The sequence below is a fragment of the Verrucosispora sp. FIM060022 genome (assembly GCF_003977705.1).
GTDB lineage: Bacteria > Actinomycetota > Actinomycetes > Mycobacteriales > Micromonosporaceae > Micromonospora > Micromonospora gifhornensis.
Genome location: NZ_RQIV01000004.1, coordinates 1 through 20,591 on the forward strand (window position 1 = coordinate 1; position 20,591 = coordinate 20,591).

Annotated in this window: 16 protein-coding genes, 1 pseudogene and 1 riboswitch; of the genes and pseudogenes, 10 read left to right on the top strand and 7 right to left on the bottom strand. The window is 70.8% G+C overall.

Annotated elements, in window-relative coordinates:
• Nucleotides 1-415: 415 nt before the first annotated feature.
• From EG812_RS13315 to EG812_RS13350, 8 genes and pseudogenes are all read left to right on the top strand, one after another.
• A pseudogene (locus tag EG812_RS13315) lies at nucleotides 416-1,890 on the top strand (L-serine ammonia-lyase).
• A 58-nt stretch (nucleotides 1,891-1,948) separates the two neighbouring features.
• Nucleotides 1,949-2,776 (top strand): ABC transporter permease, encoded by an 828-nt coding sequence (locus EG812_RS13320; RefSeq protein WP_043719464.1) that lies wholly within the window; start codon nucleotides 1,949-1,951, stop codon nucleotides 2,774-2,776.
• Nucleotides 2,776-3,522: an ABC transporter ATP-binding protein gene (locus tag EG812_RS13325; RefSeq protein WP_126711730.1), complete on the top strand. Its 747-nt coding sequence runs from the start codon at nucleotides 2,776-2,778 to the stop codon at nucleotides 3,520-3,522. The genes EG812_RS13320 and EG812_RS13325 overlap by 1 nt, the downstream gene beginning before the upstream one ends.
• Entirely contained in the window at nucleotides 3,519-5,513 is a 1,995-nt protein-coding gene (locus tag EG812_RS13330; protein WP_126711731.1) for a DUF5941 domain-containing protein, read from the top strand. The genes EG812_RS13325 and EG812_RS13330 overlap by 4 nt, the downstream gene beginning before the upstream one ends.
• A 14-nt stretch (nucleotides 5,514-5,527) precedes the next feature.
• Nucleotides 5,528-7,717 carry a bifunctional glycosyltransferase/CDP-glycerol:glycerophosphate glycerophosphotransferase gene (locus tag EG812_RS13335; protein WP_126711732.1) on the top strand — a complete coding sequence of 730 codons (2,190 nt, stop codon included), beginning with the start codon at nucleotides 5,528-5,530 and terminating at the stop codon, nucleotides 7,715-7,717.
• A 147-nt stretch (nucleotides 7,718-7,864) separates the two neighbouring features.
• Nucleotides 7,865-9,166, top strand: a complete 1,302-nt coding sequence (locus EG812_RS13340) for an ABC transporter ATP-binding protein (protein WP_013731136.1) — start codon at nucleotides 7,865-7,867, stop codon at nucleotides 9,164-9,166.
• 70 nt (nucleotides 9,167-9,236) lie between these two features.
• Entirely contained in the window at nucleotides 9,237-9,989 is a 753-nt protein-coding gene (locus EG812_RS13345) for an HAD family hydrolase (protein ID WP_126711733.1), read from the top strand.
• Nucleotides 9,986-12,364: a glycoside hydrolase family 65 protein gene (locus EG812_RS13350; protein ID WP_126711734.1), complete on the top strand. Its 2,379-nt coding sequence runs from the start codon at nucleotides 9,986-9,988 to the stop codon at nucleotides 12,362-12,364. Before EG812_RS13345 ends, EG812_RS13350 begins: the two co-directional genes overlap by 4 nt.
• A 63-nt stretch (nucleotides 12,365-12,427) precedes the next feature.
• Here the strand turns inward: EG812_RS13350 and EG812_RS29590 are convergent, their stop codons facing one another.
• Nucleotides 12,428-12,607 carry a hypothetical protein gene (locus tag EG812_RS29590; RefSeq protein ID WP_013731139.1) on the bottom strand — a complete coding sequence of 60 codons (180 nt, stop codon included), beginning with the start codon at nucleotides 12,605-12,607 and terminating at the stop codon, nucleotides 12,428-12,430.
• Nucleotides 12,608-12,775: 168 nt separating this feature from the next.
• Here EG812_RS29590 and EG812_RS13360 point away from each other — a divergent pair, with 168 nt between their 5' ends.
• Nucleotides 12,776-13,444 carry a dienelactone hydrolase family protein gene (locus EG812_RS13360; protein WP_013731140.1) on the top strand — a complete coding sequence of 223 codons (669 nt, stop codon included), beginning with the start codon at nucleotides 12,776-12,778 and terminating at the stop codon, nucleotides 13,442-13,444.
• 85 nt (nucleotides 13,445-13,529) lie between these two features.
• Here EG812_RS13360 and EG812_RS13365 read toward each other — a convergent pair whose 3' ends face one another.
• The 4 genes from EG812_RS13365 to EG812_RS13380 all read right to left on the bottom strand — a co-directional run bounded on the left by EG812_RS13365 (nucleotide 13,530) and on the right by EG812_RS13380 (nucleotide 16,888).
• Complete coding sequence (locus tag EG812_RS13365; RefSeq protein ID WP_233579476.1) at nucleotides 13,530-14,711, bottom strand: AI-2E family transporter; 1,182 nt, start codon at nucleotides 14,709-14,711, stop codon at nucleotides 13,530-13,532.
• A 313-nt stretch (nucleotides 14,712-15,024) separates the two neighbouring features.
• The gene (locus tag EG812_RS13370; RefSeq protein WP_233579493.1) at nucleotides 15,025-15,846 is read right to left on the bottom strand and encodes a hypothetical protein; all 822 of its coding nucleotides are present in this window, start codon (nucleotides 15,844-15,846) and stop codon (nucleotides 15,025-15,027) included.
• A gap of 157 nt (nucleotides 15,847-16,003) precedes the next feature.
• Nucleotides 16,004-16,453, bottom strand: a complete 450-nt coding sequence (locus tag EG812_RS13375) for a hypothetical protein (protein WP_126711735.1) — start codon at nucleotides 16,451-16,453, stop codon at nucleotides 16,004-16,006.
• 102 nt (nucleotides 16,454-16,555) lie between these two features.
• Nucleotides 16,556-16,888: a helix-turn-helix transcriptional regulator gene (locus tag EG812_RS13380; protein WP_013731144.1), complete on the bottom strand. Its 333-nt coding sequence runs from the start codon at nucleotides 16,886-16,888 to the stop codon at nucleotides 16,556-16,558.
• A gap of 202 nt (nucleotides 16,889-17,090) precedes the next feature.
• Between EG812_RS13380 and EG812_RS13385 the strand changes: the two genes are divergently transcribed.
• Nucleotides 17,091-17,789: a carbonic anhydrase gene (locus tag EG812_RS13385; protein WP_199743868.1), complete on the top strand. Its 699-nt coding sequence runs from the start codon at nucleotides 17,091-17,093 to the stop codon at nucleotides 17,787-17,789.
• Nucleotides 17,790-17,914: 125 nt separating this feature from the next.
• On the opposite strand, the gene EG812_RS13390 is transcribed toward EG812_RS13385, so the two are convergent.
• Together EG812_RS13390 and EG812_RS13395 are read right to left on the bottom strand one after the other, a co-directional pair.
• Nucleotides 17,915-18,928 (bottom strand): coiled-coil domain-containing protein, encoded by a 1,014-nt coding sequence (locus tag EG812_RS13390; RefSeq protein ID WP_043719474.1) that lies wholly within the window; start codon nucleotides 18,926-18,928, stop codon nucleotides 17,915-17,917.
• 4 nt (nucleotides 18,929-18,932) lie between these two features.
• A riboswitch (cyclic di-AMP (ydaO/yuaA leader) is annotated at nucleotides 18,933-19,063 on the bottom strand.
• Nucleotides 19,064-19,229: 166 nt separating this feature from the next.
• Nucleotides 19,230-20,591 (bottom strand): YibE/F family protein, encoded by a 1,362-nt coding sequence (locus EG812_RS13395; RefSeq protein WP_013731147.1) that lies wholly within the window; start codon nucleotides 20,589-20,591, stop codon nucleotides 19,230-19,232.

The window sequence follows — 20,591 nt, forward strand, 5'->3', positions numbered from 1 at the left end:
CGCGATCAACTGCTCATCCGTGACCGCATCCGCCGGCCTGGCCGCCGGCTCCTGCCCCGAGGTGATCTCGGTCGTCATCTGGCGTCTCTCCCTTGATCGGTCGATCAGCCGTTATTTGTACAGTCCCCCCCGCCCCTGCCCCCGCCCGCCCCTGCTCGTCGATCATGGAGTTTTAGTCAGGGCATAAGGGGTGTAGCGGGTGCAATCGGCGACCGTAAGTGCAAGATCGACGGGAAAAGGTGCACCGTAGGTCGCCCCGCCTGCTGCGCGTGGGGTGTGGGGGTGGGGTGGGGGTTAGGGTCGGTGGGGTGGGCGTCCTTATCGGGGCGCTGGTGGCCGGCCCTGGTGACGGGGGCGGTGGCGATCTTCATCGTCTGTTGACCGGTGATCCCGGCGCAGGGCGAGGGGTGTGGGCATGATCAGTGTGTTCGACCTGTTCAGTGTGGGCATCGGGCCGTCCAGCTCGCACACGGTGGGGCCGATGCGGGCGGCGCGTACGTTCGTTCACGGGCTCAAGGGCGATGGTCGGCTCAGCGAGGTGAGTCGGGTACGGGCCGAGCTGTTCGGGTCGCTCGGTGCCACCGGGCACGGCCACGGCAGCGACCGTGCGGTGCTGCTCGGCCTGGCCGGTGAGGTGCCCGAGACGGTGGACACCGACACCGTCGATGCTCGGGTGACGGAGATTCGGTCGCGGCGGCGGCTGGCGCTGCTCGGCACGCACGAGATCGACTTTGACCCGGACCGGGATCTGCTGCTGCATCGTCGCCGGTCGCTGCCGTATCACCCGAACGGGATGATCTTTTCGGCGTACGACGGCAGCGGGGCCGAGGTCAGGACGCGCACCTACTACTCGGTTGGTGGTGGGTTCGTCGTCGACGAGGCGGCGGCGGGGGCCGACCGGATCAAGCCGGACAGCACCGAGGTTCGCCATCCCTTCGTCACCGGAGCGCAACTGCTCGACGTGACCGCCTCGACCGGGCTGTCCATCAGCGAGGTGATGCTCGCCAACGAGTTGTCCTGGCGGTCCGAGGCGGATGTGCGGGCCGGGCTGTTGGACATCTGGCGGGTGATGCAGGAATGCGTCGAGCGCGGCTGCACCCGCGACGGCACGCTGCCGGGCGGGTTGAAGGTCCGCCGCCGCGCCGCCGAACTACGCCGCAGCCTGGAAGCGGACGCCGCCACCCCGCACCCAGCCCCCCCCCGCACCCAGCCACCCCGCACCAACCCGCCGCGCACCCAGCCACCGAGCGCCCAGCCAACCCGCAGGCGGGGGCGGCAGCGCGGGCGGTGGACCCGCTGCACGTGATGGACTGGGTGACCCTGTTCGCCTTGGCGGTCAACGAGGAGAACGCGGCTGGTGGGCGGGTGGTGACCGCGCCGACCAACGGCGCGGCGGGGATCATTCCGGCGGTGCTGCACTACTACACGCGGTTCGTGCCGGGGGCCAGCGCCGACGGGGTGGTGCGGTTCCTGCTCGCGGCCGGCGCGATCGGGGTGTTGTTCAAGGAGAATGCCTCGATCTCCGGCGCGGAGGTGGGCTGCCAGGGCGAGGTCGGCTCGGCCTGCTCGATGGCCGCCGCCGGGTTGGCCGAGGCGTTGGGCGGTACGCCGGCGCAGGTGGAGAACGCCGCGGAGATCGGCATGGAACACAATCTCGGGTTGACCTGCGACCCGGTGGGCGGCCTGGTGCAGATACCGTGCATCGAACGTAATGCGGTGGCTAGCATCAAGGCGATCACCGCCGCCCGGCTGGCCCTGCGCGGTGACGGGGTGCACGCCGTATCGCTCGACAAGGTCATCAAGACCATGCGGGAGACCGGCGCCGACATGAAGGTCAAGTACAAGGAGACGGCGCGCGGCGGTCTCGCGGTAAACGTGATCGAGTGCTGAACGGACGAAGTTCACCGACTGCTAACCTGTCGTCCGTTCAGTAGGCGGGAGAACGACGGTGACCTCTGGCGTGGGGGCGTTGTGGTCGCACCGCAACTCGCTGCGCATCCTGGTCCGGCGTGATCTCGCGGTCAAGTACCAGCAGTCGGTGCTTGGCTACTTCTGGTCGTTGATCGAGCCCTTGGGAATGGGCGCGATCTACTGGTTCGTCTTCGGCGTGCTCTACTCCCGGGACACCAACCGACACCTGGGCGAGGCGGCCGGGTCGTACCCGCTGTTCTTGATCACCGGGATCTTCGCCTGGATGTGGACCAGCTCGGCGTTGAGCGAGGCGACCAACGCGTTGACCGGCCAGTCCCGGCTGATCACCACGATGAACGTGCCAAGGCAGGTGTTTCCGATCGGCCGGGTGGTCGGTCGGTTCGCCGAGTACGCCGCCGGCCTGCCGATCCTGGCCGGCATCGCGATCTGGTACGCCGCCGACGGCAAGATCCATCCGGGTTGGTCGCTGCTGGCCCTGCCGCTGGCGGTGCTGGTGCAGGCCACCCTGCTGATCGGGGTGGCGCTGCTGCTGTCCGCGTGGAACGTGCTGATGCGCGACGTGGAGCGGTTCATGCGGCTGGTCATCCGGGTGCTGTTCTACGCCAGCCCGATCATCTATCCGCTGAGCCTGGTCCAGGGCTCCGGCCTGCCCGGCTGGCTCAAGCTGGGCTACGAGCTCAACCCGCTGGTCGGCATCTTCCAGCTGCACCACTCGGTGTGGTACCCGGACGAGTTCCCGTCGGCCCGGATGCTGGCCACCACCGTCGGCATCAGTCTGCTGCTGCTCGTCGCCGGCTGGTGGTCGTTCCGCCGGCTCGAACCCGCCGTGCTCAAGGAACTCTGATGGGCGAATCGATCATCGAGGCGGCGGGTCTCGGCATCCGGTTCGTCCGCAACCGTCGGCGGCAGCTGCGGCTGCGGGAGCTGCTCATCCACCGGGGGCGGCGCAGCGCCAGCGACGGCCAGTTCTGGCCGCTGCGCGACCTGACCTTCTCGATCGCGCCCGGCGAGACCGTCGGCGTGATCGGCCGCAACGGCACCGGCAAGAGCACCCTGCTGCGGCTGATCGCCGGGGTGCTCATTCCCGACGAGGGGCGGATCAGGGTTTCCGGCGACGTCGCGCCGCTGCTGGAACTCTCCGCCGGCTTCTCCAACGACCTCACCGGGCGGGAGAACCTGTACCTGGTGGGCGGGCTGCATGGGCTGTCGTCGGGCTACCTGAAACGGCACTTCGACGAGATCGTCTCGTTCGCCGGTGAGCAGGTGGAACGGGCCATCGACACGTCGGTGCGGCACTACTCGTCCGGAATGAAGGTCCGGCTGGGTTTCGCCATCATCTCCCACCTGCCGCACCCGATCCTGCTGATGGACGAGGTGACGGCGGTCGGGGACGCCGAGTTCCGCGCGAAGTGCTACACGACAATCGATCGTCTGCTCGGGGAGGGGCGCACTCTGGTGCTGGTGTCACACAACGAAAAGGACCTGACCCGGTTCTGCCGTCGAGGACTCTTCCTCGACGCGGGCCGGCTGAGCGTGGACGGCACGATCGCCGAAGCGCTGGCCGCGTACCACGACGCGGTTCCCCGGTGACGCTCGCGATCGTGCTCGCCGCCGGTTCGCCGGCCGCGAGCCTGCCGGCGGGCGATGGTACGGCGCTTGTCGATCGGCTGGCCGCGCAGTGGCGGGCGGCCGGCGTCACCGACGTGCGGTTCGCGGCCGACCTGGACGAGTTGGCCGACCTGGTCGGCGGGTCGACCGGTCCGGTGGTGGTCAGCGGTGCCGACCTGGTCGCGCACACCGCCGTACTGCGGCATCTGGTGACCAGCCCGGTCGGGCCGACGGTGGCGTTGGTGCTCACCGACCCGCCCGCCGGTGGTCGCACGACGGTCCGCGAGGAGCGCGGCCAGGTGGTCGACGCGGGGCCGGCGCACCGGCTCGACGGCGAGGCCACCGGCATCTTCGGTGGCGCGGTGCGGGTCGGTCGGGACGACCTGCCGGCGCTGGTGGCCGCGGCCCGGGCCGCGGCCACCGGTCGGCTGGCCGACGTGGCCGCCGGTCACGGGGACGGTGGTCCGCGCGTCGAGCCGCCGGGGCCCGCCGTGGACCAGGTCTTCACCGGGCTCACCGCCCAGGGTGTGCTGGTCTTCGCCCAGCGGGTACGCCTGCTGGTGGCGCATCGGGTCGACGACGAGAGCGGGCTGTCCGGGGCGCGGGCCGCCGTTGCCGAGGTGGACGAGGACCGGGCCGAGTTGCGGCTGTCGGTCAAGGAGAAGGACGACTTCTTCACCACGTACTTCGTCAGCACCTGGTCCCCGTACGTCACCAAGGCGGCGGCCCGGTTGGGGTTGAGCCCGACCGGGGTGACGATGCTGTCGGTGGCCTTCGCGGTGGCCGCGGCGGCGTTGTTCGCCAGCGGCGGCCGGCTCGCCCTGGTCACCGGTGGGGTGCTGCTCTACCTCGGGTTCGTGCTGGACTGCGTGGACGGCCAGTTGGCCCGCTACACCCGCAACTTCAGCGCCTGGGGTGGCTGGCTGGACACCATGGCCGACCGGGCCAAGGAGTACGTGGTCTACGCCGGCCTCGGCTGGGGCGCCACGGCGGCCGGGGTCCGGTACGGCTGGGCCCTGGCGATCGCCGCGATGACCTTGCAGACCGTACGGCACATGACCGACGCGTGGTACGGCGTACTGCACGACGAGGCGGCGCGCCGGCCGAAGGCGGTCGGCACCGGCGGTGGTGGCATCGGTGACCGGCTCAACGCCGCGTCCACGAAGGTGCAGGCCGACACCGGTTCGCTGTCGTACTGGCTCAAGCGCACGGTGGTCTTCCCGATCGGGGAACGGTGGGCGTTGATCGCGGTGGCCGCGGCACTGTTCAACCAGCGGATCGCGCTGCTGGCCGTACTGGCCTGGGGTGTGCTGGCGTTCGCGTACACCGGGGCGCTGCGTACGCTGCGGGCCCGGTGGATGTGGGTGCCGGTGCTGGACACGCTCGACGCCACTCTGCACCGCGATGACGGCCCGTTGGCCGCCCGGTTCCCGGTGGCCCGCCGGCCGGGACCGTTGGTGCTGGCGCTGCTGGCCGTGTTGCCGACGATTCTCGTGCTGCTGGCCACCTGGCGCTACGGCGAGGCGTACCCGAGATGGACCGTGCTGCTCGCGTTGGTGGGGTTGCTGCTCGCGGCCGGCGGTGCCGGTGCGGCGCACAACGGGCCGCTGGACTGGCTGGTGCCGGCGGCGCTGCGGGCTGCGGAGTACCTGTTCGCCATCGCTGTCGGGGTGATCGGTCAGGCGCCCGCCTGGCTGATCTTCGGGTACGTCTTCGTGCTGACCCTGCACCACTACGACCTGGTGGCCCGGCTGGAGAAGCGGCAACCGGCACCGCCGCTGCACGCGGCGACCCTCGGTTGGGAGGGGCGGTCGGTGCTGCTGGCGGTGGCGGCGATAGCCGGAATTGCGAGTATTGGTCTGGCTACACTCGGTATCTACCTGTTGGTGCTCTTCGTGGCAAGTGTGGTGCTGGCCTGGTTCGTCCGGCCGGCACGGGTGCCGGCGGGTGCCGGGAGGAGCACGACAATCTGACGGAGGCCGGGACGATGACGCTCATCAGCTTCGTCGTCCCGGCCTACCGCGTCCAGGGCTACCTGCGGGAATGCCTGGACTCGATCCTCGCTCAGCCGGTCACCGACATCGAGGTGATCGGCGTCGACGACTGCTCGCCCGACGCCAGCGGCGACATCTTCGACGAGTACGCGGCCCGCGACGACCGGGTACGCGCCGTCCGGCTGGACCGCAACCTCGGGCTCGGCCCGGCCCGCAACGCCGGGCTGGACCGGGCCGTCGGCGAGTACGTCTGGTTCGTCGACGGAGACGACTGGCTGGTGCCCGACTGCCTGGTCGAGGTGGCCGAGCGGCTGCACACCACCCGACCCGACGTGCTGCTTGTCGACCACGTCCGCGCGCACTGGGACGACACGGTCACCGGCAGCGCGATGGCCGAGGTGTTCCCGGAGCCGACCGGGCCGGTCACCTTCCGGCTGCGGGAACGACCGGAGACCCTGGAACTGCTGCACACCGCCTGGAACCGGCTGGTCCGGCGGCAGTTCCTGGCCGAGGTGGGGCTGCGGTTCGCCCCCGGCTGGTACGAGGACGTCTCGTTCAGCTATCCGGTGCTGCTGGCCGCCGACCGGGTCGGCGTGCTCGACACGGTCTGTGTGAACTACCGGCAGCGGCGGGCAGGGGCGATCACGAAGACCCAGGGTGAGCGGCATTTCGAGGTCTTCGAGCAGTGGCACCGGGTGTTCCGGGAGGCCGACCGGTTCGACGCCGGGCAACTGCGGGCGGCGCTGTTCGAGCGGATGATGTGGCACTACCTGACGGTGCTCGGCAACGAGGACCGGATCCCGGCGGAACTGCGGCCGACCTTCTTCGCCCGGGTGACGATCGACCACGCCCGCTTCCGGCCGCCGGGCGGCCACCGGATTCCCGCCGGGGTGGAAGGGCTCAAGCACCGGCTGGTGGCGGCCGGGCAGTGGCGGACGTACTCGGCGTTGCGCGCCACCAGCCGGACGGGGGAGAAGGCCCGCCGGGCCGCCGGGCGGGTCAGGCGCCGGGTGGTGCCGCCGGCCAAGGCCACCGTACGGGCCGCTCGGGACGTCGCGCTGTACGGCTACCACCGCGCCGAACTGCGTCGCCCGTTGGACGAGAACCTGGCCGTCTATGCGGCCTACTGGTACCGCGGCTACGCGTGCAACCCGGCGGCGATCTACGAGGCGGCCCGACAGTCGGCGCCGGAGATCCGAGGTGTGTGGATCGTCCGGCGGGACCGGGTGCACACGTTGCCCGAGGGCATCGAGTACGTGGTGGCCGGCACACCCGCGTACCACCGGGTGCTGGCCCGGGCGAAGTGGCTGATCAACAACGTCAACTTCCCGGACTCGGTGCGCAAACGGCCGGGTTCGGTGCACGTACAGACGCACCACGGCACGCCGGTCAAGGTGATGGGCCTGGACCAGCAGCGCTATCCGTTGGGCGCGGAGGGGATGGACTTCGCCGGCCTGCTGCGCCGGGTGGACCGCTGGGACTACAGCATCACCGCGAACAGCTTCTCCACCCAGATGTGGGAGCGGGCCTATCCGGCCGCGTACACCACATTGGAGGTGGGTTACCCGCGCAACGACCGGTTGGTCACCGCGACCACCCAGGAGGTGCTGCGGCTGCGTGCGGAACTCGGCGCGGGCCTGGGCGAGCAGGTCGTGCTGTACGCCCCGACGCACCGGGAGCACCTGCCCGGCTATCGGCCGCCGTTCGACCCGGAACGGGTGCTCGACGCGATCGGCCCGTCCGGACTGCTGCTGATGCGCAGCCACTACTTCCACGACCGTGACCGCCGAGCGTGGCCGCCGGCGGGCCGGGACCGCATCATCGACGTCAGCGCCCATCCCCAGGTCGAAGAGCTTTACCTCGCGGCCGACGTGCTGGTCACCGACTATTCCTCGGCGATGTTCGACTACGCGGTGCTGGACCGGCCGATCGTCATCTACGCGCCGGACTGGGACGCGTACCGGCTGACCCGGGGGGTCTACTTCGACCTGCTCGCCGAGCCGCCCGGGCCGGTGGCGCGGACCTTTCCCGAGTTGCTGGACGTGCTGCGCGCAGGGCAGTCCGACTCCGTCGCGGCCGACCACACCCGGGCGCGGTTTCGGGAGAGATTCTGTGCGTTGGAGGACGGGCAGGCCGCGCAGCGGGTGGTTCGTCGGGTCTTTCTCGGTGACATCTCCGGCTGAGTCTGGAAAATTCAGTCGATAGCCGCTACTCGATGGAACGTAATACGTCTGTCACGACCGGAACATGACACGTTTACCCGATGTGCGACCGGCATGATCCTGGTCACAGTCATTGCCGGGTTCGGCAGACGAGGTGGGGGGGAGACGGTGAGCACCGTCGCGCTCAAGGATGTCACGAAGGTCTTCCGAGACGGCACGGTCGCGGTGGACAGCATCAATCTCGACGTCAACGACGGCGAGTTCATGGTGCTGCTCGGGCCCTCCGGCTGTGGCAAGTCGACGGTGCTGCGCATGGTCGCCGGGTTGGAGGAGCCGACCTCGGGGGCGGTGATGCTCGACGGGGAAGTGGCCAACGACCTGCCGCCCCGGGAGCGCGGGATCGCGATGGTCTTCCAGGACTTCGCGCTCTACCCGCACATGAGCGTCGGTGACAACATCGCCTTCCCGCTCAAGCTGGCCGGCGTCGAACCGGCCCCGCGTGGCGAGCGGGTCACCGACGTGGCCAGCGCCCTCGGCATCGGTGACGTGCTGGCACGACGCCCGAGCCAGCTCTCCGGCGGGCAGCGGCAGCGGGTCGCGATGGGTCGGGCCATCGTGCGCCGTCCGAAGCTGTTCCTGATGGACGAACCACTGTCCAATCTCGACAGCGGGCTGCGAGCGGAGTTGCGGGCCGAGATCTCCGGCCTGACCCGCGAGCTGGGGGTCACCACCATCTACGTGACGCACGACCAGGCCGAGGCGCTGACCATGGCCGACCGGGTCGCCATCATGCGCAAGGGCGTCCTGCAGGACGTGGGCACCCCGACGCAGGTGTACGGCCGGCCGGCCACCCTCTACGTCGCCGCCTTCCTGGGCAGCCCGCGGATGAACCTGCTGGAGGCGTCGGTCTACGTCCACCTCGACCGGTACGTCACCCTCACCCTCGGCGAGCAGGCGCTCTATCTGCCGTGGGACGACATCCGCAGCCGTGCGGTGGCGCACTACCACGGTGAGCGGATCGTGGTCGGGATGCGGGCCGAGGCGCTCACCCCGGTCGCCCCGGACGCACCGGGCGACGTCCTGCAGGGCCGGATCCGCTATCTGGAACACCACGGGCACGAGTCGTTGGCCTTCCTCGACATCGGCGCCACCGCGATCGTGGTGGACGAGGTCGGTGCGGCACCGGACAGCGACACCCCACTCGGCCAGCGCGGCCTGCGCCGCTTCGGTCAGGTGATGCAGCGGTTCACCGGCCGGGCCGCAGAGCCGCAGGCGAACCGAAACAGCGGCAGCCAGGCCAGCGTCCTGGCCGACCCCGGCCGGCATCACCGCCGACCCGCCGAACTGGCGGTCCGACTCGCGCCGTACCCCGCCGTCTCCGCCGGTCACCCGCTGGCCATCAAGGTACGCATGGACGCCCTGCACTTCTTCGACGAACGCGGCGACCGCATCGACGTCGGCTGGCGCTGAGGCCCCGATCCGGCGCGCCGGGTTGGGCGAAGTACGTTTGCCGGGCGGTGACCGTGGATAGATTGGTGCGGTGCTCGGCCTGCCGGATCACGTGACCGCGTGTCTCTTCGACCTGGACGGTGTGCTCACGCAGACCGCCCGGGTGCACAACGCCGCGTGGACCGAGACGTTCGACGACTTCCTCCGCCGACACGCGGATGCCGGCGGTACGCCGTACCAGCCCTTCGATCCGGGCGCGGACTACCACCGCTACGTGGACGGGCGACCCCGGCTCGACGGCGTCCGCACCTTTCTCGCATCGAGGGACGTCACCCTGCCCGAGGGGACCGCCGAGGATCCGCCGGGCGCGCAGACCGTGCACGGCCTGGGTAACCAGAAGAACGCCCAGGTGCTGGAGCGGATCCGCAGCGTCGGCGTCGACGTCTACCCCGGCTCGGTGGCGTACCTGAAGGCGGTGGCCGCAGCCGGGCTGCGTCGCGCGGTCGTCACGGCCAGCGCCAACGGCCGGGAGGTGATCGCCGCCGCCGGGATCGAACCCCTGTTGGAGGAGCGGGTGGACGGGCTGACCGCACGGGCCGAGGGGTTGCGCGGCAAACCGCATCCGGACACCTTCCTCGCCGGAGCGAAGCTGCTCGGCGTCCAGCCGGAGCAGGCGGCGGTCTTCGAGGACGCGCTCGCCGGAGTCGAGGCCGGGCGGGCCGGCGGCTTCGGGTACGTCATCGGGGTCGACCGGGCCGGGCAGGCCGACGCGCTGCGCGCCCACGGCGCCGACGTGGTCGTCACCGACCTGGCCGAACTGCTCGAAGCCGGACGGCCCGAGTGATCCGGGAGCGGGCGTACCCGGTCGAGCCGTGGCACGTCCGGGAAACCCAGCTCGACGTGGACGTGCTCGCCCAGTCCGAGTCGGTCTTCGCGCTCTCCAACGGGCACGTCGGGCTGCGCGGCAACCTGGACGAGGGCGAGCCACACGGGCTGCCCGGCACGTACCTCAACTCGTTCTACGAGCTGCGTCCCCTGCCGTACGCGGAAGCGGGTTTCGGTTTTCCCGAGTCCGGCCAGACCATCGTCAACGTGACAAACGGCAAGCTGATCCGGCTGCTGGTCGACGACGAGCCGCTGGACGTGCGCTACGGCGAACTGCTCGCCCACGAACGGGTCCTCGACCTGCGGGCCGGCACCCTGCACCGGACCCTGCACTGGCGCTCGCCGGCCGGCCGGGAGGTGCGGGTGCACAGCACCCGACTGGTCTCCTTCCGGCAGCGCTCGGTGGCCGCCATCCGCTACGAGGTGGAGGTCGCCGACGACCGGCCGCTGCGGTTGATCATCCAGTCGGAGCTGGTGGCCAACGAGGCCCTGCCGCCGCAGAGCCGAGACCCCCGGGTCGCCGCCGTGCTGGAGTCGCCCCTGCAGGCCGAGGAGGAACTGACCACCTCCGACGGCGGGCTGCTGCTCCACCGCACCAAGGTCTCCGGGCTACGGGTCGCTGCGGCGATGGGGCACGAGGTCGACTCGGCGTCGCGCACCACCATCGAGTCCGAGGGGTACGAGGACTGGGTGCGGACCACCGTCGGCTGCGTACTGGAGCCGGGCCAGCGGCTGAGTGTGGTGAAGTACCTGACCTACGGCTGGTCCAGCCGGCGCTCGCTGCCCGCCCTGCGCGACCAGGTGGGTGCCGCCCTGGCCGCCGCGAAACTCGACGGCTGGGGCGGGCTGGTCCGTGAGCAGCGGGAGTACCTGGACGAGTTCTGGGACGCCGCCGACGTGGAGATCGACGGCGACCCGGAGGTGCAGCAGGCCGTCCGGTTCGGGCTGTTCCACGTGCTCCAGGCCGGCGCCCGCGCGGAACGCCGGCCCATCGCCGCCAAGGGTCTCACCGGCCCGGGGTACGACGGGCACGCGTTCTGGGACACCGAGATGTTCGTGCTGCCGGTGCTGACGTACACCCATCCGGCGGCGGTACGCGACGCGCTGTTCTGGCGATTCTCGACCCTGGAACAGGCGCACGAGCGGGCCCGCACACTCAACCTGGCCGGGGCGGCCTTTCCCTGGCGGACCATCGAAGGTCCCGAGTCGTCGGGCTACTGGCCGGCCGGCACGGCTGCCTTCCACATCGCGGCCGGCATCGCCGACGCGCTGCGGCGCTACGTGCTGATCAGCGGCGACCAGCAGTTGGAACGCGAGATCGGGTTGACCCTGCTGGTGGAGACCGCCCGGCTGTGGCGCTCCCTCGGGCACCACGACCGCAACGGCCAGTTCCACATCGACGGCGTGACCGGCCCCGACGAGTACACGGCCGTCAAGAACGACAACATCTACACCAACCTGATGGCGCAGCGGAACCTGCGCGCCGCCGCGGAGGTGGCGATGCGCTACCGCGACGAGGCCTTCCACCTCGGGGTCACCGACGAGGAGGCCGCCGCATGGCGGGACGCCGCCGCGGCCATGCACATCCCGTACGACGACGAGATCGACGTGCACCAGCAGGTCGAGGGTTTCACCCGGTTGCAGGAGTGGGACTTCGCGCACACCCCGCAGGACAAGTACCCGTTGCTGCTGCACTACCCGTACTTCGACCTGTACCGCAAGCAGGTGGTCAAGCAGGCCGACCTGGTGCTGGCCATGCACTGGCGGGGTGACGCGTTCACCGACGAGGAGAAGCTGCGCAACTTCCTTTACTACGAGCGCCGTACCGTCCGGGATTCGTCGCTGTCGGCCTGCACCCAGTCGGTGCTGTCGGCCGAGGTCGGCTACCTGGAGTTGGCGCACAGTTATCTGCGCGAGGCAGCGCTGATGGACCTGCACGACCTGAACGAGAACACCCGCGACGGCGTGCACATGGCGTCGCTGGCCGGCGCGTGGATCGCGTTGGTCGCCGGCTTCGGTGGGCTACGGGATCACGACGGCGTACCCTCGTTCGCCCCGCGCCTGCCCAGCCGGATCGGCCGGTTGGCGTTCTCGCTCCAGTGCAAGGGAATCCGGCTGCGGGTGACCGTACGACCGCACGAGACGACGTACGTCCTGCACCACCACACCGACCCGGACGCCACCATGGAGGTACGCCACCACGGCGAATCGGTGCAGGTCACCGCCGCGGAGCCGGTGACCCTACCGATTCCTCCGCCGCCGGAGAACCTGCCCCCGGTGGAGCAGCCCCCCGGTCGGGCCCCGCTGCTCCGCCTGCCCGAGCACCTGCCTTGAGCCCCTGATCTGGGCCCGTGCCCTGAGCCCGTGCCCTGAGCGGAGGGCCGGCGGTGCGGCCGGTCAGATCGGTTCGCCCTGCGAAGGGCGTCCGGTGGGGTCGTGGGGTGTTCGGGCCCGAGGGTCGTCGGCCGACCGTGCCTGGGCAGCCTCGTCCGCCCAGTCCCGACCACGCGGGGCATCCTGCTTCTGCCGCTCACGTTCGGCGGCCTGGTCGACGGGCTCACGGTGATGATGCGGCATGACGGTCCTCGCGATCTGGTCGCCGGTACCCGATGGCACCGGTCCGTCTGCGGTCCCGCGACGGCTACCCGACCCGACCCCCCGGCAAACGCTCGCGAGCGACGGCGTGGTGACCGCCCGGCGGGGTATGCCGGGGGGATCGGGTCGGCCGTGATCGGGAGGATGACGATGGACGTTCGGGGCAACGCGGTGACGATCCCGGCCGGTGGGGCCGATCTGCCGGCGGACCTGCTGATCCCGGCCCAGCCGGTGGGAGCGGTGCTGTTCGCGCACGGTAGCGGCAGTTCGCGGCACAGTCCGCGCAACCTCGCTGTGGCCAGGTCGCTGAGTGCGGGCGGGCTCGGCACCGTACTGGTCGACCTGCTCACGCCGGCGGAGGCCGAGGCCGACGCCGTCACCGCCGAACTACGCTTCGACATCGACCTGCTGTCCCGCCGACTGGCCGCGATCGTGGACTGGCTGGTCTCGGAGCAGCCCTTCGACACGGCCCGGATCGGCATCTTCGGCGCCAGTACGGGTGCCGCCGCCGCCCTCGTCGCGGCAGCCCGACGGCCCGAGCAGGTGTACGCAGTGGTGTCCCGAGGCGGTCGCCCCGACCTGGCCGGCACCGCCCTCGGCCAGGTGCGCGCCCCCACCCTCCTGCTCGTCGGCGGCCTCGACGAGCCGGTGATCTCCCTCAACCGGCACGCCCTGGACCAACTGACGGCCCCGGCCGACCTGCGGGTGATCCCCGGTGCGACACACCTCTTCGAGGAGCCCGGCACCCTGGAGCAGGTAGCCGAGGCTGCGGCCGACTGGTTCCACGACCACCTGCACCCCCAGCTCACCCCGGCCTGACAGCGCGCCCCCCCCGTGCCCGTCGTCGACAGGCACCAGGTCCCACCCACCTGACGGTTGCGCGGCGGGCCGGAGTGCCTGCACCTCAGCCGGGTGCGGGATCTGCGGTGGCCGAAGGTTCCTCCGGTGCCGGAGGTGCCGGTCGGGGTGCTGCGGCGGCCTGTCGTTGGCGCAGCACGCTGTCGATGACCCGCCAGGCGACGGCGGCGATCGGCACCGCGACAAAGGCACCGGCGATGCCGGCGATGAGGGTGCCGGCGGTGACCGCCAACAGGATCACTACCGGGTGCAGCCGTACCTGTCGCTTCATCACCAGTGGTTCCAGCAGGTTCCCCTCGATCTGCTGCACGGCGATGACCGCAGCCAGGGTGAGCAGTGCCGTGGTGGGGCCGTTGGCGGCCAGCGCCACCAGCACCGCGACCGCGCCGGCCACGGTCGCCCCGATGATCGGCACGAACCCGCCGATGAACGTGATCAAGGCCAGTGGAAAGGCCAACGGTACGCCGAGAAGCACCAGTGCCAGGCCGATGCCGATGGCGTCGATGGCCGCGATCAGCATGGTGCCTCGGGTGTACGACCCGAGCGTGCGCCAACCGACCCGCCCCGCCTCGGCGGCGACCTCCCGGTTCGGCCCGGTCATCCGGCGCAACGTCCAGTGCCACATCGCCCGGCCGTCCTTGATCAGGAAGAACAGCAGCACCAGGGCGAGCAGAGCGGAGCCGAACACCTCGGTCAGGGTGCGGGCACTGGCGACCGGGTCGACTTCCTGCTCGGTGGCCGTCTTGCGTAGCTGGTCGATCAGACCGTCGAGCTGTTGATCGGTCACCGGCAGAGTGGAGGTGATGAAATCCCGGGTGCGCCCGAGGCCCTGCTGCAGTTCGTCACCCAGCTCGCTGAACTGGTTGGCGGTCAGGTTCCACACCAGCACCCCGAGGCCACCCAGGATGCCGAGCAGCAGCAGGACGGTGAGCAGCGCGGCCAGCGAGGCTGGCAGTCTCAGCCGGCGGAGCGCGAGCTGCACCGGGTCGAGCAGCGCGGCAAGGAAGAAGGTGGCGGCCAGCGCGATGGCCAGCGGTGTGACCAGCAGGGTGATCCGCGCCAACAGGTAGAGCCCAGCGGCGATCACCACCAGGCAGGCGCTCCACACCACAGCGGTGCGCACCAGCCAGGGCAGGGCCGCCCACGTCTGCCGCGGCCCGGCTTCTGCCGCTACCGCCCGGTGCGCCACCTCATCGGGCTCACGCCCGGCACCCCCCGCTGCGACCACGTCGCCCTCCTCGCGTCCGCGAGGTCCTACCCACCCACCCTCCCCCCAACACCCCCGTCCCATTCCGCCCTGTTCCCCGACCCTCCCGGATCCCTCAACCCGGCGTCCCCGGCCCCCGGTCCCGCCCGCCGTCCTTCAGCCGGGCAAGCAGGGCCAGCCGGGTTCGACGGTTGGACCCGGCCCGCGGCCCCGGTCCCTCGCGTTGATCAAGAGGTTTTGGTCGGGAATCGGGCTGAGGCAGACCCAAACCTCTTGATCAACGCGGGCTGGGGGTGGGTGCGGAGGGTGCGTGGGAGGGGTGGGGGTGGGTGGGTTAGTAGGCGGGGGCTGCGGGGCGGGCTATGGGGGTGGGTGGGATTTCGCGGGTTTGTTCGGGGTTGGCATGTTCGGTGGTGGTGGGTGGTGGGGTGGCGTCGGGGAGGGGGGTTAGGGGGAGGAGAGGCAGGAGGGAGTCTTGTTGGTCGGCGGTCAGGAGGGCGGTGGTGGTTTCGGCTCGCAGGTTGCGGGCGGCTGCGGCGGCGACCTCGGCGGCGTGCCAGGCTTCCTGCTCCCGTTCCCGGGCCACCCGCTGTCGGGCGAACAGGTGGTCACGTATCGCCCGGCGCAGCACCAACTCCTGCTGGACCGGGTGCAGGCGGGGATCCCAGCCGCGGTGCGCGAAGACATCGCTGAGCTGCTCCACCGACAGTTCCCGCCGCCAGTACGCGTCCAGCACCGCTCGGTGCAGCCAGCGCTCCCGGTCGGCGTACTCGGCGGGGGTGCGTGGGGTGTGCGGCAGCGGCATGCTCGCGGCTTCGGCCAACCGGCGTACGTCCGCCTCCGCAGTCTGGTACGCCTCCCACGCCTGCTCGGCCTCGTCCTGTGCAACGAGCCATTCGTCGCGTCGGCGGCGAGCCGTTGCCTCGGCGCGGTCGGCGGCCACCATGACCTCTTCCGCCCAGCGATCTTCTTCCCGCTGCTCCGGTGGGATCGGCAGGGCGGCTTCCCGGATCCGGGCACCCGCGTCGAACCGGAGTCGTCGGGGACGCAGCAGCAGGCCGGAGACGGCGAGTACGACGATGCCCAACAGGCTCAGCCAGATCACGGCGGCCCGGGACACGTCGGGCAGGACGGCGGAGAGAGCGATCTGCATCATCAGCACCTCGTGGCGGATGGGGTTCGTCGACTGTGCTGGGAACGGGAGGAACAGGACTGGGCGGCCTCTCGCCGCGGCAGGCACCGACCGCGACCCGTGGTCGTGGTCGTGCGGGTCCTCATGGGCGGGTGGCGTGTGGGTGCTGAGCCTGCCGAGGTCAGGCGGTCGGAGGGCCGCGCCGGGTCGGTTCACCGGGGCCGGCGGCGAGGCGTACGGCGGCAGGCCGGGTGCTGGCGGGGGCGGCTCCGGCGTCGGTGCGCTCGGAGTGCGGCACCACGGCTGCGGCATGCACGGCGCTCACGGGCGAGACGAGCGCCGACCCGTCCCGGGAGAACAGCGCTGACGCGTTCCAGGGCGAGATCAGCGTCGACTCGTCGTTGCCGGGCCAGAGGGCTCGGGCGGTCGCGGGGGCGTCCCCAGGGCGGTTGGGCAGTGCGGCGGCGGGCGGGGCGGCCGGGAGGTCTGCGGTGCCGTCGGGCAGGCCGGTGGTCGTGATGCCGCCGAGGCCGACGGCCAGGATGAGTGCCGTCAGCGCCAGGCGGGCCAGATCCGCCAGCGGGCAGCGCGTCACCGACCACAGTGGACGGGTGAACGCGAGACTCGGCACGCGGTCAAACCTATCGCCCTTGCGGGACAACCGCAGCGGCCCGTTCGTTCAGGGGTGGCGAAGGCCACCACGCGCGAGACGGATGTCCGGCAGGGATCCGGGCTACGACGTGGTGCCGGCCACTGGCTCCTCGGTGAACAGCGCCAGCAGGTCGCCGACCTGGCGATCAGCCTCGGCGGGGTGCCGGAATCGACCGGACGGGTTGAGGGTGTACTCGTTGCGTCGCCCGACGCGGGTGCGCTGGAGATAACCCTCGGCCTCCAGGTCGGCGACGATGGCCTGGGCGGCCCGTTCGGTCACGCCCACCTCGTCGGCGACGTCGCGGAGCCGGGCGGTGGGGTTGCGTGCGATGGCGAGCAGTACGTGCCCGTGGTTGGTGAGAAAAGTCCAGTTACGGGCGTTCTCCCGCTCGCCTGTCGTTGCCATGTCGCCCATCGTATGGGCCTTTCAGCTTTTTCGGGCTATGCCATCGGGCCCTGCACCCGCTCGGCCCCGGAGCGCAAGCGTCCGGGGATACCTGAAATCCATATCACGCATTCCTTGACGTGGCTTGCGCTGCGTGTGACCGTTGGACCAGCCCGTGACCAGCGTCGGCCCGGGATGACCAGGCATCGCATGAGTAGCGAGGGGGCGCCGGATGAGTCGACCCGGACCGATCGGAACAGAGCTGCGGCCGGAGCGGGAACTGCTCACCGCGGATCTTCCGGGCGCGCCGCAGCTGGCGCTTGCCGAACTGATGGCCGGTAATCGGCGGTTCGTCACCGATACGGCGTGGCATCCCAATCAGAACGCCGGACGTCGCGCTGCCGTCGCCGGCGAGCAGCATCCGTTTGCGGTGATCGTGGGCTGCTCCGACTCCCGGCTGGCCGCCGAGATCATCTTCGATCGCGGGCTGGGTGACCTCTTCGTGGTCCGTACCGCCGGGCACACCGTCGGCCCGGAGGTGCTGGGCAGCGTCGAGTACGCGGTGTCGGTGCTGCGTACGCCGCTGGTGGTGGTGCTCGGGCACGACTCCTGCGGTGCCGTGCAGGCGGCCCGGGCGGCACTGGCCACCGGCGCGGCCCCCACGGGTCACCTGGGTGCGGTGGTGGACGCCGTGGTGCCCAGCCTGCGCCAGGCGCAGGCCGCCGGGGTGAACGACCTGAACGAGATCGTCGACATTCACATCGCGCAGACCGTGACGGCGATGCTGGGATCGTCGGCGATGCTGGCCGCCGAGGTCTCCGCCGGGCGTTGCGCGGTGGTCGGCATGTCGTATCGGCTGGCCGCCGGCGAGGTCCGGGCGGTGGCTGCGGAACCGGCGGAGCTGGTCGCCGAGGTCGCGTCCGCCGCCTGACGGCGAGTGCCGGCCCGACAGAGGCACCTGACGGCACCCGCCGGGCCGCCGAGGGCGTCAGCCGACGGACCGAGGGCCGTCCCACCAGACGGCGGGACGGCCCTCGAAGTGATACCGGACGTGCGCTAGTACATCGAGACGTGCACGTGGTCTGTGTGGTTCGACGGGCCGCTGTAGGAACTCCAGCCGGTCGCCGGGAACCAGATCTGCCGGTTCCAGATCACGTAATAGACACCCAACCGGTCGGCGTTACGGACCAGGAACGCGGCCAGGTTGTTGCCGTAGATCCGGGTGTCGTTGTTGTACCAGGGCCGGAAACCGCTGTTCTGCAACGACCAGTCACATGCTCGGCCCTTGGGGTGCTCCCACTTGTCACCCGGTCGGTAACAGCCGACGAACCGGTTGAAACCGGCGCGCTTGACCTCCTTGTACATGTGCAGGGTGCGCGCCGTGATGCAGCCGGACGTGGTCGGGTCGTTCTGGTTGCACGATTCGGGCTTCCAGCCGCCGTCGGCTGCCCGGTTGGGACCGGGCCGGGCGACCGGAGAGGTGGCGGCCACCAGGCCGCCGGTGAGACCGACGCCACCGACCAGGCGGAGCGACTTCTCCGCGTCGCTCTTCTTGCGGGCCATGTCGTTGGTCAGCTTCTGCTGCTCGCGTACCTCGGCGTCGAGCGCCAGTTTGGCCGTCTCGGCGCGGCGCTTGACCGCGTTGACCTCACCCAGCTTCTTGCTGTTGACCAGGTTCAACTCGTCGAGCGCGGCGGCGCGGTGGATGAACGAGTCGGGGGCGTTGCTCTGCAACAGCATGGCGATCGCGCCCACCCGGCCGGTCCGGTACGACTGGGTGGCGATCTCGGCGACCTGTGGGGCGAGGGCGTCCAGGTCCGCCTCGGCGCGGCGGACCTCGACGGCGAGCTTGAGCTGCTTCTTCTTGGACTTTTCCAGCTTGGACTTGGCCTTGGTGTAGTCCCGGTTCGTCGCCTCGATCAGCTCGTTGAGCATCGGCGGGTCGTCGTCATGGCCGGCCGGTTTGGGGGGCTTCGGCGCAGCCGCCGCCGGCAGCGGGCCGGCGAAGACGGCGAACGCGGCGAACACGGCCACCACGGGCGTCAACCAGCGGCGTAGGGGTGCCGTCACTGTCTTCCCTTCCATCGACCGCCGACCGGGTTAGCTGACGGGTTCGGGACGGAAGTGGCCCCTACCGCTGGTGCGGATTCACCCCACGTACCTGGGTTCCCGGCTCGCCTGGTGGCGATTGGGCGGTGGCACCGCAGGCGCCGGTGCGCGCCTTCGGCGGTGACCGGCAGTGAGGTTACCCGACGGTCGGTCTGGTCCTCTACGCGCCGAACCCGGCAAGATGTGTCATTTCGTAATCGCACTGGGTGACGAGTGACACGCTTGTCGATCCTTTCGGTCGGCGTGCTCACGTTGAGGAGTGTCACCATGGGGTGTCGGTGCTCCTGTCCGGTTCGGGCCACTCCGAACGGGTGGCGGGGGGCGTGTGACGGGGACGCGGTGTGCTGAGGGCCTGGAGCGTCTCGGCCCGGTCCGTCGCCGGTCGCGGCTGGGCGACGGCCACGTCGTCGGGTGCTCCGGGTGCCGCGTTCGCCCCGGTGCGGCGCCGTCCGGCGGTGGTCACCACCGTGGCCAGGGCGGTGGTCAGCGGTACGGCGGCGATCAGCCCGAGCGTGGCCACCACGCTGCGGACGATCTCCTGGGCGAGGAACTCGCTTGTCACGATCTGACCCAGCGCGCGGGAGTCGGCGGTGAGCAGGAGCAGCAGCGGCAGCGACGCGCCGGCGTACGCCAGGACGATGGTGTTCACCACCGAGGCGATGTGCGCCCGGCCCACCCGGGTCGCCGAGCGGTACAACTCGCGGCGGGACATGTTCGGGTTGGCGTGCGCCAACTCGGTGACCGCTGCGGCCTGGGTGACCGTGACGTCGTCCAGGACGCCCAGTGACCCGATGATGATGCCGGCCAGCAGCAGGCCGTGCAGGTCGACGTCGCCCCGGAACATCGACAGGGTGGTGGCGTCCTCGCTGCCGAAGCCGGTCAGGTGGGTGGCGTTGGTGGCGGCCAGGCCGAGCAACCCGGTGAGTACGAGCGCGCCGAGGGTGCCGAGTACGGCGACCGAGGTCTGCGCGGACACCCCGTGCGTCAGGTACAGCACCACGAACATGATCAACGCGGCGCCGACGATGGCGACCACCAGCGGCGGCTGACCGGCGCTGATGCCGGGCAGCACGAAGGTGAGCAGGATGGCGAAGCTGGCCGCCAGGCCGGCCAGGGCGGCCAGCCCACGCAGTCGTCCGAAGGCGACGATGGCGGCGGCGAAGAGCACCCCCAGCCAGATCAGTGGCGTACCGCGCTGGTGCTCGGCGATGTTGTAGGTGCTGATCGCCGGGTCCTCCGGGTCGATCAACGAGACCAGGATGACATCGTCGTCGACGCTGACCGAGGGTGCGCCCGGCCCGGCCGGGATGGGGGTGTCCACGTGCTGGCCGGCGTCCGGGCCGTCCTGTACCCGTACCGTGACGGTGCCGCACGGGCCACCGGCCGTCGTCGGGGTGCCCTCCGGCACCGCGGGGTTGGGCGGGCAGGGTTCGGTCACCACCCGGGTGACCGTGCCGTGGTACCGGGGCAGGTCGTCGCCGGCCTCCGGGCGGGGGGCGTCGCGGGGCCAGAGCACCAGCGCGGCGACAAGCGTGGCGAGGAAGAGGGGGACCACCGTCACGATGAGGATCCGCCGCACCCCGGGTGGGGTGGGCGGAGCGGCACGGCTGTGATCGGCGCCCAT